General features: G+C 76.6%; 13 protein-coding genes. 8 read left to right on the plus strand and 5 right to left on the minus strand.

Annotated elements, in window-relative coordinates; all coding sequences use genetic code 11:
- Positions 1-21: 21 nt before the first annotated feature.
- Both ACFFKU_RS07160 and ACFFKU_RS07165 read left to right on the plus strand, forming a co-directional pair.
- Positions 22-4,062: a DUF4011 domain-containing protein gene (locus tag ACFFKU_RS07160; protein WP_380136809.1), complete on the plus strand. Its 4,041-nt coding sequence runs from the start codon at positions 22-24 to the stop codon at positions 4,060-4,062.
- Positions 4,059-4,283 (plus strand): hypothetical protein, encoded by a 225-nt coding sequence (locus ACFFKU_RS07165; protein ID WP_380136810.1) that lies wholly within the window; start codon positions 4,059-4,061, stop codon positions 4,281-4,283. Before ACFFKU_RS07160 ends, ACFFKU_RS07165 begins: the two co-directional genes overlap by 4 nt.
- 21 nt (positions 4,284-4,304) lie before the next feature.
- Here ACFFKU_RS07165 and ACFFKU_RS07170 read toward each other — a convergent pair whose 3' ends face one another.
- From ACFFKU_RS07170 to ACFFKU_RS07185, 4 genes are all read right to left on the minus strand, one after another.
- Positions 4,305-5,018, minus strand: coding sequence for an SAF domain-containing protein (locus ACFFKU_RS07170; RefSeq protein WP_380136812.1), 714 nt, complete (start codon positions 5,016-5,018; stop codon positions 4,305-4,307).
- 114 nt (positions 5,019-5,132) lie between these two features.
- Complete coding sequence (locus ACFFKU_RS07175; protein ID WP_380136814.1) at positions 5,133-5,537, minus strand: FmdB family zinc ribbon protein; 405 nt, start codon at positions 5,535-5,537, stop codon at positions 5,133-5,135.
- A gap of 97 nt (positions 5,538-5,634) precedes the next feature.
- A complete protein-coding gene (locus ACFFKU_RS07180) occupies positions 5,635-7,119 on the minus strand; it encodes a potassium/proton antiporter (protein ID WP_380136815.1) in 1,485 nt (494 codons plus the stop codon).
- Between the two features lie 151 nt (positions 7,120-7,270).
- Positions 7,271-8,248, minus strand: a complete 978-nt coding sequence (locus tag ACFFKU_RS07185; protein ID WP_380136816.1) for a glycosyltransferase family 2 protein — start codon at positions 8,246-8,248, stop codon at positions 7,271-7,273.
- Positions 8,249-8,399: 151 nt separating this feature from the next.
- Between ACFFKU_RS07185 and ACFFKU_RS07190 the strand changes: the two genes are divergently transcribed.
- A complete protein-coding gene (locus ACFFKU_RS07190; protein ID WP_380136817.1) occupies positions 8,400-8,987 on the plus strand; it encodes an acyltransferase in 588 nt (195 codons plus the stop codon).
- On the opposite strand, the gene ACFFKU_RS07195 is transcribed toward ACFFKU_RS07190, so the two are convergent.
- Complete coding sequence (locus tag ACFFKU_RS07195; protein WP_380136818.1) at positions 8,977-9,744, minus strand: 5-formyltetrahydrofolate cyclo-ligase; 768 nt, start codon at positions 9,742-9,744, stop codon at positions 8,977-8,979. The two genes, ACFFKU_RS07190 and ACFFKU_RS07195, sit on opposite strands and share 11 nt — an antisense overlap.
- Before the next feature lie 317 nt (positions 9,745-10,061).
- Between ACFFKU_RS07195 and galU the strand changes: the two genes are divergently transcribed.
- The 5 genes from galU to ACFFKU_RS07220 are packed head-to-tail and all read left to right on the plus strand — an operon-like array spanning position 10,062 to position 13,880.
- Complete coding sequence (galU, locus tag ACFFKU_RS07200) at positions 10,062-10,982, plus strand: UTP--glucose-1-phosphate uridylyltransferase GalU (RefSeq protein ID WP_380136820.1); 921 nt, start codon at positions 10,062-10,064, stop codon at positions 10,980-10,982.
- A 2-nt stretch (positions 10,983-10,984) separates the two neighbouring features.
- Positions 10,985-12,244 (plus strand): molybdotransferase-like divisome protein Glp, encoded by a 1,260-nt coding sequence (glp, locus tag ACFFKU_RS07205; RefSeq protein ID WP_380136822.1) that lies wholly within the window; start codon positions 10,985-10,987, stop codon positions 12,242-12,244.
- A 58-nt stretch (positions 12,245-12,302) separates the two neighbouring features.
- Positions 12,303-12,770 (plus strand): cyclic pyranopterin monophosphate synthase MoaC, encoded by a 468-nt coding sequence (gene moaC / locus ACFFKU_RS07210; RefSeq protein ID WP_380138029.1) that lies wholly within the window; start codon positions 12,303-12,305, stop codon positions 12,768-12,770.
- Positions 12,763-13,284, plus strand: coding sequence for a MogA/MoaB family molybdenum cofactor biosynthesis protein (locus ACFFKU_RS07215; protein WP_380136823.1), 522 nt, complete (start codon positions 12,763-12,765; stop codon positions 13,282-13,284). The genes moaC and ACFFKU_RS07215 overlap by 8 nt, the downstream gene beginning before the upstream one ends.
- Positions 13,281-13,880, plus strand: a complete 600-nt coding sequence (locus ACFFKU_RS07220) for a GNAT family N-acetyltransferase (RefSeq protein WP_380136824.1) — start codon at positions 13,281-13,283, stop codon at positions 13,878-13,880. Before ACFFKU_RS07215 ends, ACFFKU_RS07220 begins: the two co-directional genes overlap by 4 nt.
- The last annotated feature ends 19 nt before the right edge of the window (positions 13,881-13,899 follow it).

Below are 13,899 nucleotides of genomic sequence, written 5' to 3' on the forward strand. Positions count from 1 at the left end.
GCGGCTGCGTAGGGTGGTCGGGTGAGTGAGCCCGGAGCCCCGAACGGCGAGGCGACCCCCACGACCCTGGAACCCGGCCCCCGAGCCGGTGCCCCGGGTCCCGTCGGCGGTTCCCCGGGCGGACCGGCCACCGCCGGGCCGGACGGGCCGCCGACCCACGACGCGCCGACCCACGACGCGGTGGCGGGGCGCAGCGACGAGGACCGCGGGGACGCGGCCCGCCGCACCTGGTGGGCCGAGGCCGCCGCCCTGGGCGGCACCAGTGCGCTGCGCGACGGTCCCGAGGCCGGTCCGGGGGCCCTCGACCTCACCACCGCGCACCCCTCGGGCCTGGCCCAGCTGCTCGCCGGTCGACCCGCCGCGCTGTCGTCTCTGGTGCGCGAATCGGTCGCGTTCGCCGAGGCGCAGCGCCGGGCCCGGCTGATCCACCGCCGCGCGCAGGTCGTCGAGGAGGACCTGGGCCTGTCCGGTCTCGCCCTGGCCGCCGGACTGGTCGGGTGGAACGGCCCGGGAGGGCGCCGCCCGCGGCGGACGCCGTTGCTGCTGCGCCGCTGCTCCCTGACGCCGGTCTCGTCCGCCCAGGACGACTTCACGCTCCAGCTGGACCGGGGCGTCCTGGTCAACCCCGTCCTGCTGTCCCTGGTGTCGGAGGAGCTCGGCGTCGAGCTCGACGCCCCGGCGCTGGCCGGGTCCGTCGTGCACCGGGTCGGTTTCGACCCCGACCCGGCGCTCGCGCGGGTGCGCGAGGTCCTGCGGCACGCCGAGGGGCTCCGCGTCGAGCGTCGGCTGGTCGTGGGGGTGTTCGCCGACCCGGCCGGGGACCTGCTGAACCAGTTGCGGCGCAACGGGTCCACCATCCGGCAGACCCCGTTGGTCCGGGCGCTGGAGCAGGGGCGGCCGGCCCGCGGCGCGAGCGACGGCGCGGACGTCCCGCTCACCGCCCCGACGCTGCTGCCCCTCGACGTCGAGCAGCGGGCGGCGGTCGCCGCCGCCCTCGGCAGCGACGACGTCACGATCCAGGCGCCGACCGGCACCGGGGCGACCCAGGTGGCCGCGGTGCTGCTCGCCGAACTGCTCGCCCGGGGGGCCCGCCCCCTGCTCGTGGGGGACGCCGCCGAGGTGGCGGCCCTGGACGAGCGCCTCCACGAGGCGGGTCTGGGCGAGCTGCTGCTGCACGTGCGCAGCGGGCTCGACCCCGCCGCCACCCGCCGCGAGCTCCGCGAGCAGCAGGAGCGGGCCTGGGAGCGGATCGGGGAACGGGACGCGGCGGCGGTCGAGCCGGCCCCGGCCCTGCCCGACGTCGAGGGGCCGAGCCGCAGTCTCGACGAGCACGCCCGGGCGCTGCACCGTCCCCGCGAACCGTGGGGGGTCTCCGTCTACGCCGGCCTGGAGGCGCTCGCCCGTCTCGCCCGCAGCTCGCCGGCCCCGGCGACCTCGCGCCGGTTGCGCGGGGCGGCCCTGGAGGCGTGCCTCCCGGGTGACCTGCCCGGGTGGCAGGGACGGCTGCGGCGCGCCGTGGAGCTGGGCGCCTTCGACGTCAGCCCGGAGACGACCCCGTGGGCCGGGGCGCGGATCAGCACCGAGGAGCTCGCCGCCGACGTCGCCGAGCGCGTGCGCCGGGCCGGGACCGAACGACTGCCCGCGGCCCGGGCCCGGTTGGCGACGCTGTCGGACGCCGCCGGCCTGCGCGGGCCGGCCTCCGTCGCCGAGGCCGACCGGTTGCTCACGCTGCTGCTCGGGGTCAGCGACACCATCACCCGCTTCGGCCCGCGCATCTGGTCGCAGTCGTTGGGCGACGTCACGGCGGCCTGCGGCAGCCCCGAGTGGCGGCGCGAGAACGGGATCCGGCTCGGGTGGTGGAGCCGTTACCGGTTGCGCCGGCAGGCCCGGGCCCTGCTCGTCGACCCCACCGACGGTGGGGTGGACCAGCTGCACGCGTGGTTGCTGGCCGCCCGCGCCCAACGGTTGGCCTGGCAGAAGCTCGACACGCGTCGCGACCGCGACCCGCACGTCCCGGCGGGACTCGCGGAGGCACGGCAGGCGCTGGACGACCTCGTCGAGGACCTCGACGCGCTGGAAGCCGTCCTGCCCGTCCGCGTGGTCCACGAGCACCGGCGCGCCGACGCCGAGGCCGAGGGCCTCCGGTCGCTGCACCTGCCCGAGCTGTCCGCGCGGCTGCGCACGTTGATCGCCGACCTGCCCGCCCTCGACACCCTCCCCGAACGCACCCGGCTGCTGACCGAGCTCGACGAGGGCGGCTGGCAGCCGCTGCTCGACGACCTGGGTGCCCGGTGGCGCGGTCCCGGCAGCGTCCCGCTGGACGCCGAGGTCGAGGCGGCCTGGTGGTCCGGGGTCCTGGAGGCGTGCGCGCTGGCCGACCCCCTGGTCGGGGCCGTGGACACCGAGGCCCTGCGACGGACCCGGCACCACCTGCTGCTGGTCGAGGCGGCCGCGCACGCCCTGGTGGCCGAGCGGTTGCGGGCCCGGCTCGACGCGGCGACGTCCGACCGGGGGCCGACGGCGGCGCTGCCCGTCGTGGCCGGTGCCCCGTCCGCGCTGGTCGGGCTGCTGCGCGACGCCCCCGAACTCCTCGGCGCCCGCGACGTGCTCGTCGTGGTGGGGGCGCACCGCGTCCCCACCACGACCCTGCTCCCGCTGCTGGCCGGCGTCGAACGCCTCGTCCTGCTCGGTGACGAGGGACTGCCGGGCCCGCACCCGCTGGACACCGCGGGTCTGTCCCGGACCGGGGTGCCGGCGGGCGGGGTGCTCACCGCCGCCCGGGGCGCCACCCGGCGCGTCACCCTCGGTCGCCAGTACGCCTGCCGGGACGCCGCGCTGCTGCCGACGGCCGTCCTCGGACCGGGCGTCCTCCAGCGGGGCGGCACCACGTCGGACGGATCCGGTGTCGCCGCGCCGGCGGCCGCGCACGAGGGCCGGCAGGTGCGGCGCACGTCGACCCGGCCCATCGGCACCCGGCGCGGCCGGGACGCGCTGCTGGACCTGCTGGTCGAGCAGGTGGCCGAGGCGACGCGGGAACGCCCGGCCGACTCCGTGGGCATCGTCACGCCGGACGCGGAGACGGAGCTGCTCGTCCTGGACGCGGTCCGTCGCCGCCTGCCGGTCCTGCGGCCCCGACCCGCCGCGCCCGGGACGCGCAGCGTCGGCCGCGCTGCGGTGGAACCCCTCCTCATCGGCGAGCCCACCCGCTGGGTCGGTCGCCGCCGCGACCACGTGCTGGTCCTCGCCGACTCCCTGGCCGACACCCTCGCCGAGGGGTCGGCCGAGCCCCGGGGAGCCGCCGCCGCGAGCGGCGCCGACGCCCGGGTGCGGCTGCTGCTGAGCCGGTCCCGGGTCCGCACGACGATCGTGCTGGACGACTCGGTGACCAGTGGGGTCGAACCGGTCACCACCCCGGTCCGGCGGGCCCTGCTGCGGGTGGCCCTGAGCTGGGAGGCCGCCCGGGGTGCCGAGCCCGGTCCGACGGCCGACGACGGCCTGGGGGTGACCGTTCCCGGGGTCGGCCCGGCCGCGGCGGGCGCCGCCGGGGCCGACGACGCCCTGGTGGCCAGGCTCGCCGACGCGCTGCGCGCGGAGGGCCTCGAGGTCACCGTGGGGGCCGGGACCGGGCTGCCGGTGCCGATCGCCGTGGGGTGGCACCACGGCGGGCAGGGACTGGCCGTCGAGGTGGACACCCCTGCCTGGGCCGGCCTGGACGTGCTCGAGCGCGAGGTGGAGCGCCCCGCGCGGTGGGAGCGGACCGGATGGCGCTACGTGCGCGCCTCCGCGCACGACGTCGCGGCCGATGCGGCCGGCGAGGCCGCCCGCATCGGGCGGATCTGGCGCGAGGAGCTGGCCGCGGTGGGCCTGCGACCGACCGCGCCCGCCCCGGCTCCCGACCCGACGCCCGCTCCCCGGGTCGTGGACCTGCGCGACCCCGCCCCCGCCGCGGACCCCGCCGCCGCCCCCGCCGCCGACCCCGCCGTCGACCCCGCCGTCGGGCCGGTCGCCCGGATCGACGTCACCGCGCTGGAGACCCGCAGTCCCGCCGAGGAGACCCGGTGACGACGCCCCCGTCCACCCCCCGACCGTCCGGGGCGGCCGACTCCGGCGCGCAGCCGTCCCGGCCCGGGGCGGCGACCCCGCGACCGCCGTCCCCGATCCGGCGGGAGGTACCGGTCGAGGACGAGCGGTCCCGGGACGACTCCGACGAGGGATGGGGAGAGTCCCCGGGCCGCGACGACGACGACCGCTACCTGCGCGAACGGCCCCCGCACTGGGGGTGATCCGCTCCGACCGCACGGGCGTCACGGTGCGCGCAGGGCGAGCCGGGCGCGGTCACCGGCCGCGGTGAGCGCCTCGGCCGTCGCCGGGTCGGCCGCCACCAGGGCGGTGGGTGACCCCGGTGCGGTGGTCCCGAACGCGGCGGTCGTCGACGGGGTCACGGCCAGGACCACCAGGTCGCGTCCGATCCGACGGGCCCCGGCGGCGGCTCCGGTCACCGGGTCCTCGGTGGGGACGAGGACGTCCACGCGGGCGCCGGCGGCCACGCCCGCCGCGGTCGCGGCCGGGTCGAGGGGCACCAGGACGGCCAGGGTGCCGGTCGGCTGACCCGTGAGCACCCCCGCGCCCAGGACCCGCGCGTCGGTCAGGGGTTCCCCCCGACGCACCGGGCCGGCCAGCACGGCCCCCACGACCTCGGTCCGGGTGCCGTCGGGGACCAGCTCCAGCGGCCACGACGCCGACCGGACGTCGCCCGGGGCGAGCGTCGTCCCGGCGGGCAGGTCGAGCGCCGCCACCGGCACGCTGCGCGTCGGCGTCCGCGGCGGGGCCACCAGGAGCACCGCGCCGCCCCCGGCCCCGGCGACCAGACCCGCGGCCAGGAGCCGCCGCAGTCGCCGGGTGCGCCGCCGCTGCGCGGGCCCGCGCGGCCCCGGACGGTACGGAGCGGGCCCGGCCGGCGTCGCGGCACCGGTGGGGACGACGGGCCCGGCGGAGGGGGTGTGGTGGGTCGGCAGCACGGGGCGAGGCTAGGGACGACGACGGCCCCGCCACCCCGTCGGCGGGACGGGTGTGGACGGGGCCGGAGCGAGCGTCGACCTGTGGACGAGCGGGCGGGCCGGGAGGCCCGGGGATCAGGACGAGGTCGAGGACCCCGCCGGGCTGGCGGAGCTCGACGAGCCGGAGCTCGATGAGCCGGAGTTCGAGGACCCGGAGCTCGACGAGCCGGAGTTCGAGGAGCCCGAACCCGAGGACCCGGAACCCGAGGACCCCGCGCCGGACGCCCCCGTGCTCGAGGAGGAGCCGGAGGACGACCCGGCGGACGGGGTCGAACCCGTCGAATTCGACCCGCCACCGTTCTTGGCGCGGGAGTCGTTGCGGTAGAAGCCGGATCCCTTGAAGACGACCCCGACGGAGTTGAACAGCTTGCGCAGCGACCCGGTGCACTCGGGGCAGGTGGTGAGGGAGTCGTCGGTGAAGGACTGACGGACCTCGAACGTGTGCTCGCACTGCTGGCACGCGTACGCGTAGGTGGGCACGGGGGCTCCTCCGGCTCTGCACGAAGACCTGGCACTGACTGGCCGCGACCGGGTCGCGTCTGGCACTCGCTGGTACCGAGTGCCAATCATACCCGCCTCAGCGCCGCCAGCCCGCGAGCTTGCCGTGCCGGCTGATCTGCTGCAGCCGTTCCTCGACCCGGGCCCGTTCCGAGGCCGCGGTGACCACGAGGATCTCGTCGGCCGCGCGCAGCACGGTCCGCTGCTGGGGGACGAACGTGCCCCCGTCCCGGGCGACGAGGGTGACGTTGCTGCCACGGGGCAGGCGCAGCTCGAAGATCTCCACCCCGGCCAGGCGGGAACCGGGGACGACCCGGACGCGCAGCACGTCGGCCGAGAGGGTGCCCAGCGGGGACACCTCCACGTCGAGGTCACGGGTCTCGTCCAGCGCCAGGCCCAGCCGTCGGGCGAGCCAGGGCAGGACCGGGGCCTGCACGAGGGTGAAGACGACGACCAGCACGAGGACCACGTCGAACAGGCGCTGGGAGTTCGGCACCCCGGCCACCACCGGCACCGTGGCCAGCACGACCGGGACCGCTCCGCGCAGGCCGGCCCAGGACAGGAAGGCCAGGTCGCGCCCGGGCAGCCGGAAGGGGGTCAGGCTCAGCAGCACCGACAGCGGCCGGGCCAGCAGCGTCAGGGCGAGCCCGACGAGCAGGGCGTCGCCGAGGGCGGCGGGGAGGCGCGAGGGGTCGGCCAGCAGGCCGAGCATGACGAACAGGCCGATCTGGGCGAGCCAGCCGAACGCCTCGGCGAAACCCCGGGTGGCCTGCCGGTGGGGGAGGCGGGCGTTGCCCAGCACGAGGCCGCACAGGTAGGTCGCGATGAAACCCGACGCGTGCGCCACGTCGGCGACGGCGAAGGCGCCGACCGCCAGGGCGAGCACGGCCACGGGGTACAACCCCGAGGACGGCAGAGCGCTGCGGCGCAGCAGGAACACGCCCGCGAAACCCACCCCCACCCCGACGACCGTCCCCCCGGCCAGTTCCGCGACCGCCTCCAGCGCGTAGAACCACCACGGGTGCGAGCTCTCCCCGGCGGCGACCTCGGTGAGGGCGAGGACCGCGATGACCACGGGGGCGTCGTTCAGCCCGGACTCCGCCTCCAGCATCCCGGCCAGGCGGCGGGGGAGCGGCACCTGCCGGAGCACCGAGAAGACGGCGGCCGCGTCGGTCGAGGAGACGACCGCGCCGATCAGCATGGCGACGACCCAGTCCACCCCGAGCAACCAGTGCGCCGCGTACCCGGTCACGGCGATGGAGACGACGGTCCCCAGGGTGGCCAGGACGGCGGCCGGCCCGAACGCGGGCCTGATGGTCTGCCAGCGGGTGGTCAGACCACCCTCGGCCAGGATGAGCACGAGGGCCGCGTAGCCCAGCGTCTGCACGACCTGCGCGTCGTCGAAACCCACGCCGAGCCCGTCCTGGCCCAGCAGCAGACCGAGGCCGAGGTAGAGCAGCAGCGAGGGGAGCCCGGTCCGGACCGAGAGGCGGACGGCGAGCACCGCCAGCAGCAGGACGCCGGAGGCGACCAGCAGCACGGTGCTGAACTCCTCCGGGGTCATGCCGCACCGTACCGGGCGGGACGCGGCCCCCGGGGGGTGATCCGCGGGGGTGCCGCGACGTCGTGACCGGTCTCACGGTCCGAGGGCGAGAACGGCTCCGCCGGAACGGGACCGCGCCGGGAAGCGGGCCCCGCGACGTCGGGCGGGGACGTCAGACGGAGCTGCCCGAACGGGTCCCGCGGAGGTCCGCGGCGCGGTCCGGGCTCGTCGCCCAGCCCGCCGCCCAGTCGCGCCGTTCGGCCCACAGCGGCGCCCAGACCGTCCCGCGGCGCAGGACGCGTTCGGCGACGGTCCGCAGCGCGACGCCCGTCTGCAGCAACCCCACCCCGATCGCGGCCCGGCGCGGCGCCCAGTGCTTGCGGGCGTAGGTCGCCTTGCCGCGCAGCAGGAGTCGCTGCTTGGCGGTCCGGTTGGCCGAGGAGGCGCCGCCCGCGTGGACGATCGTCGCCGCGGGCGTGATCGAGGGGTGGTACCCCGCGTCGGCGGCGCGCCGGCCGAGGTCGGCGTCCTCGCCGTACATGAAGAAGGACTCGTCGAAACCCCCCAGCTCGTCCCACGTCGTCCGCGCCGTGAGGAGCAGGCAGCCGGTGATGATGTCGACCTCGCGCACGCTGTCACGGGCCCAGCGGCCGAGGGACTCGGGGTCGAAGAGCGGGTGGCGCGGGAACGCGGCGGTGAGGAAGACCGCCGAGCAGAACCAGCTCCACAGGGTCGGTGCGCCCCAGCAGCTCTCGGGCTGGACGACGCCCTGCGGGTCCAGCACGCGCCCGCCCACCAGGCCCCGGCGGGGGTCGGCGTCGTGGAAGGCCAGCAGCGCGTCGAGCGTCCCCGGGAGGGCCTCGGCGTCGGGGTTGAGCAGGACGACGGTCCGCCCGGTGCTGCGCGCGACCGCCAGGTTGCACCCCCGGCCGAAGCCGAGGTTCTCCGCGGACAGGTGCAGCCGCAACCGCGGTTCGCGCTCCGCCCAGCGCTGCAGCAGGTCCCGGGTCTGCGGCCCCGAGGCGTTGTCGACGACGACGATCTCGTAGGCGACCGACGGGGCCCCCGGCCCGGTCAGGTGGGTGAGGCAGCGTTCCACCCACTCCGGGGCGTTGTACGTGACGATGATCACCGAGAGTTCGACGGTCACTGCTGTCCCTTCGACCGGACGGTCAGGGGCTGACGGCTCCGTGCACCCGATCGGCCCCGGATCCATGACAATGCGGGCATAGTCAACCACGCACAGCAAACGATGTGGGTGGAGTCGGGCCTCGCGGGGCTCCGAGCTGGGAGGAAACGTCATGGCTGGTGCGGTGCCCGACCGGGTCCGTCGACTGCTCGACCCGCGCAGCTGGCTGCACGCCCTGCGGATGGTCGACTTCTACGCGGCCAACCACGTCGCCCAGGTCCGCGCGTTGCGGGCCGGGCCGGGGCTGCGGATGTCGCCGTCGGCGAGCCTGCGCAACGGGGAGCGGATCACGCTCGGGACCGAGGTCCACGTCGGGGAGCGCTGCTGCCTGTGGGCGGGGGACTCCAGCGGCCGGATCACCCTGGGCGACAACGTGCTGCTGGCCCCCGAGGTGTTCATCACGGCCAGCAACTACGGGACCCGCCGGGGCGAGCCCATCATGTACCAGGCCAAGCGGGAGGCCGAGGTCGTCGTCGGCCGCGACGTCTGGCTCGGGGCCCGGGTCCTGGTCATGCCCGGGGTCCGCATCGGCGACGAGGTGGTGGTCGCCGCCGGGGCGGTGGTGACCAAGGACCTGCCCTCGGGCTGCATCGCCGGCGGGGTGCCGGCCAGGGTCATCGGCTGGCGCGAACCGGCCGCGGACGGTGCGCCGTCCGCCGTGGACCCGGCCGCCACGGCCGACGGCGGCGTCACGCGCTGAGCCACAACCAGCGGGTCGGGGTGGCCACGGCCTGCACGCGCCGGTCGTGGACCTCGACCGGCAGCGGGCTGACGGCGGCGTCCTGCAGCTCCTCGTCGTGGACGAGGGCCATCACCGGGACGCGGTGCGGGACGCGGGCCAGGGCCCGGTCGTAGCTGCCGCCGCCCTGACCCAGCCGGGCGCCGGTGGTGTCCACCGAGAGCGCCGGGACGATGACCAGGTCGACGTCGGCGATGGCGTGCGGACCGAGGGGGCCCGGACCGCGCCCGGCGCTGGCCCCGGTGGGGGCGGGCCGCTGCTCCCAGTCCAGGTCGTTGTCGGGCAGCAGCACCGGCAGCAGGACGGTGATCCCCGCGCGGCGCAGCTCGTTCAGCAGGGTCCGGGTCCCCGGCTCACCCGGCAGCGAGGTGTAGCAGGCGACCCGACGGGCCCCGGCCACGGGCGCGCTCCCGAGCACGACGCGCGCGAGGTCACGGTCGACCTCCTCGGCCCGTCCGGCCTGGGCCTGGCGCTCGCGGCGCGCACTGCGCACGTCCCTGCGCAACCGGCGCTTGTGCTCGACCCGCCCCTCGTCCACCGCGGCGACCGGCACCGTCGTCTCCTCGTCGGTTCGCGTCGTCGGGTCGTGGACGACCTGCAGGTCGGCCGTCCCGCTCGGGCCGGGGCCTGCGTCGGGACCTGCCTCGGGACCTGCGTCGGGGCCGTGGTGCACGAGCTCCAGATCGGGGGTGGTGCGCTGTCCGGGACGACCTGGCACGGAGGCTCCTTGTCCGCCGGCGCCACCCGCGGCGGCGCGCTGCTCCGAGTGTGCAACGGCGACGCGCCGTGCGCCAGGGTCGGCCGGCCCGGGGTGGGCGGTGCAGCCCGACCGGGTCGGCCACGGCGCACGGTCGACGGGACGGACGAGGCGGACGGGACGCGCGGGACGCCTGCGACCCGGGGAGGACCGCGAGCGACGGGACGGCCCCGCCGGGCGGTGACGGCCTCACCCGGGTGCGTGAAGCAGGTCACGTGCCGGGGCGATCGGCAGCGAAGCGTGACGGCGGGCGCGACCGCGCCGATAGCCTTCCGGGCATGAGCGAACGCGACAGCCGCCCCGTGCGCAAGGCCGTGATCCCGGCGGCGGGTCAGGGCACGAGGTTCCTGCCCGCCACCAAGGCCATGCCCAAGGAGATGCTGCCGGTGGTCGACACCCCGGCCATCCAGTACATCGTCGAGGAGGCCGTCCGGGCCGGTCTCGACGACGTCCTGATGATCACCGGGCGCAACAAGCGCTCGCTGGAGGACCACTTCGACCGCAACGTCGAGCTCGAGGTCGGGCTCGAGGCCAAGGGTGACGCGGGCAAGCTGGCCCGCGTCCAGGAGTCCACCGACCTGGCCCAGGTCCACTACGTCCGCCAGGGCGACCCCAAGGGGCTGGGGCACGCGGTGTCCGTCGCCGAGCAGCACGTCGGCGACGAGCCCTTCGTCGTCCTCCTGGGCGACGACATCGTCGACCCGCGCGACCCCCTGCTGGACACCATGATCAAGGTGCGCGAGGAGTTCGGCGGCAGCGTCGTGGCCTTCATGGAGGTCCCGGCCGACCAGATCCACCTCTACGGCTGCGCGGTGGCCGAGCCCACCGGGCAGACCGACGTCGTGACGGTCTCGGGCCTGGTCGAGAAGCCCAGGCGCGAGGAGGCCCCGAGCAACCTGGCGATCATCGGTCGCTACCTGCTCGACCCCGCGGTCTTCGACGTGCTGCGCGACACCCCGCCGGGCAAGGGCGGCGAGATCCAGCTGACCGACGCGCTGCAGACGCTCGCGGCGAGCCCCGACAAGCCCGGCCACGGGGTGCACGGGGTCGTCTTCCGCGGTCGCCGGTACGACACCGGGGACAAGCTCGACTACATCAAGGCGGTCGTCCGGCTCGCGAGCGAGCGCGAGGACATCGGCGCCGAGCTGCGCAGCTGGCTGCAGGAGTTCGTCCAGGACGGGGCCGGCGCCTCCTCGTGACCGTGGGCGCCCCCGAACCGATCAGCGTCCAGGCGCACCTCGCGGACTGCCTGGCGCTGGTCCGACCGCTGCCGCCGCTGGAGCTCGCGCTGCGCGACGCGCTCGGCTGCGTGCTGGCCGAGGACGTGGTCTCGCCGCGGCCGCTGCCGGCCTTCGACAACTCCGCCATGGACGGCTACGCGGTCCGGGTGCGCGACGTCGCCGAGGCCCGCGAGGACTCCCCGGTCGGGTTGCCGGTGGTCGCCGACGTGGCCGCGGGCCACACGGGGGCGCTGCGCCTGGCCGGGGGGACGACGGTCCGGATCATGACCGGGGCCCCCGTCCCGCCCGGGGCCGAGGCCGTGGTCCCGGTCGAGTGGACCGACCGCGGGGTGTCCCACGTCCGGATCCGCCGCTGCCCCGAGCCGGGCCAGCACGTGCGCCGGGCCGGCGAGGACGTCCGGGCCGGTGACGTCGTCCTCGAGGCGGGGACCCGGTTGCAGGCCCGCCACATCGGGGTGCTCGCCGCCGTCGGGCGGGCCCGGGTGCGCGTGCGCCCCCGCCCGCGCGTCGTGGTGCTCTCGACCGGCAGCGAGATCGTCGAGCCGGGCCTGGGCCTCGAGCACGGGCAGCTGCACGACGCCAACGGCTTCCTGCTCGCCTCGGCGGTGCAGGAGCTCGGGGCCATCGCCTACCGCGTCGCCGGGGTCCCCGACGACGCCGCCGAGCTGAGCGCCGTCCTCGACGACCAGCTCGTGCGCGCCGACGTCATCATCACCTCCGGCGGGGTCAGTGAGGGGGCCTACGACACGGTCAAGGAGGTGCTGCAGGCCTCCCCGGCCTTCACGGGTCGCTTCGTGAAGGTCGCCATGCAGCCCGGGATGCCGCAGGGCGCCGGGGTGCTGGGGGAGGACGGCACGCCCATCCTCACCCTGCCCGGCAACCCCGTCAGCGCCTTCGTCTCCTTCGAGGTGTTCGTCCGCCCCGCGCTGCGCCGCATGCTCGGCGAGGAGGGGCCCGACCCGCTGCGCCCCCGGGTGCGGGCGGTCGCGGAGGAGGCCTGGACCTCGGCCCCGGCCAAGGCCCAGTACGTGCGGGCCGCCACCCGGCTCGAGGGGGGGCGGTTGCTGGTCCGTCCCGTCGGCGGGCACGGTTCGCACCTGGTCACCGCGCTGGCCCGGACCGACTGCCTGGCCGTCGTGCCGGTCGGGGTGGGGCGCGTGGAGGTCGGGGACGAGGTGGACTGCGTCCTGCTGGGCCCCGCACCGGCGGGCGTCTCGTGATAAACGGGTCCCTGTGACGCAACGTCTGACCCACCTCGACGACGCGGGACGGGCCCGGATGGTCGACGTGTCGGCCAAGCCGGTGACCGCCCGGTCGGCCACCGCCGAGGGCCGGGTGCTCTGCTCCCCGGCGGTGCTGGCCCTGCTGGCCGACGGGGGGCTGCCCAAGGGCGACGCGCTGGCCGTGGCCCGGATCGCCGGGCTGCAGGCCGCCAAGCGGACGCCCGACCTCATCCCGCTGGCCCACCCGGTCGCGGTCCACTCGGTCGAGGTGGACATCGACGTGGAGCCCGACCACCCCCGCCCCGGCGTCCGGATCCGGGCCCGGGTCGGCACCGCCGACCGCACCGGGATCGAGATGGAGGCCCTGACCTGCGTGAGCGTCGCCGCGCTCACCTTCGTCGACATGGTCAAGGCCGTCGACAAGCACACCGTCGTCACCGACGTCCGGGTCACGGCCAAGAGCGGTGGCCGCTCGGGCGACTGGGTGCTGCCCCGGGACGAGACGGGGGCCGACGATGCCTGACCGGGGTGGGCGGCACCGCTCCGCCCTCGTCGTGACCGTGTCCAACCGGGCCTCGGCCGGGGTCTACGCCGACACGTCGGGCCCCGTCGTGGTCGAGGGGCTGGCCGGTCTCGGTTTCGTCGTCGACGGTCCGCTCGTCGTGCCCGACGGCGACCCGGTCGAGGCGACCTTGCGCGACGCGGTGGCCGCCGGCTACGACGTCGTGGTGACCAACGGGGGCACCGGTCTGACCGCGGCCGACCTCACCCCGGAGCGAACCGCCGCGGTGCTGGACCGGGAGATCCCCGGGGTGGCCGAGGCGATCCGCGCCGCCGGGGTCGCGGCGGGGGTGCCGACCGCGGTGCTCAGCCGCGGTCTGGCCGGGGTCGCCGGGCGGACCCTGATCGTCAACCTCCCGGGCTCGCGCGGTGGGGCCCGCGACGGGGTCGCCGTCCTCGCCGGGTTCCTGACCCACGCCGTCGACCAGCTGCACGGGGGCGACCACCCGCAACCCCCGGCGGGGGCGCACGGGTGAATCCCGTCTGGCCGGTCGAACTCCGCGACGGCGCGGTGACGCTGCGCCCGTTGCGCACCCGGGACGCGAAGCCCTGGCGGGCGGTGCGCGCGGCGAACGCGTCCTGGCTGCGGCCGTGGGAGGCCACCAGCCCCGAACCGGTGGTGCCCCCGCCCACGTTCCGGCAGATGGTCCGGGGTTTCGCGCGCGAGGCCCGCGCCGGGCGCATGCTGCCCTTCGTCGTGGAGCTCGACGGGAACCTGGTCGGGCAGATCACCGTGTCGGGGGTGACCTGGGGATCGTTGCGCTCGGCCCACGTCGGCTACTGGATCGACTCCCGGGTGGCCGGGCGCGGCACCATCCCCACCGCGCTCGCCCTGGTGATCGACCACTGCTTCAGAACCCTTCGGCTGCACCGGATCGAGGTCAACATCCGGCCCGAGAACGCGGCCAGCCTGCGGGTGGCCGAGAAACTCGGCCTGCGCGACGAGGGTTTGCGCGTGCGCTACCTGCACATCGACGGCCGCTGGCGCGACCACCGCACCTTCGCCGTCACGGCCGAGGAGGTCCCGGACGGGATGCTGACGCGACTGCGCACGGGGCGTCCCGCCGGCTGAGCCGGACGCAGCCGGCGTA

Origin of the sequence: Kineococcus gynurae (genome assembly GCF_042433995.1) — a bacterium.
GTDB classification, from domain to species: domain Bacteria; phylum Actinomycetota; class Actinomycetes; order Actinomycetales; family Kineococcaceae; genus Kineococcus; species Kineococcus gynurae.

Excerpts from the sequence above, each read along its gene's own strand:
- ACFFKU_RS07180 (WP_380136815.1), bottom strand. The coding sequence starts at position 7,119 with ATGACCCCGGAGGAGTTCAGCACCGTGCTGCTGGTCGCCTCCGGCGTC.
- ACFFKU_RS07190 (WP_380136817.1), top strand. The coding sequence starts at position 8,400 with ATGGCTGGTGCGGTGCCCGACCGGGTCCGTCGACTGCTCGACCCGCGC.
- galU (WP_380136820.1), top strand. The coding sequence starts at position 10,062 with ATGAGCGAACGCGACAGCCGCCCCGTGCGCAAGGCCGTGATCCCGGCG.
- moaC (WP_380138029.1), top strand. The coding sequence starts at position 12,303 with ATGGTCGACGTGTCGGCCAAGCCGGTGACCGCCCGGTCGGCCACCGCC.
- ACFFKU_RS07215 (WP_380136823.1), top strand. The coding sequence starts at position 12,763 with ATGCCTGACCGGGGTGGGCGGCACCGCTCCGCCCTCGTCGTGACCGTG.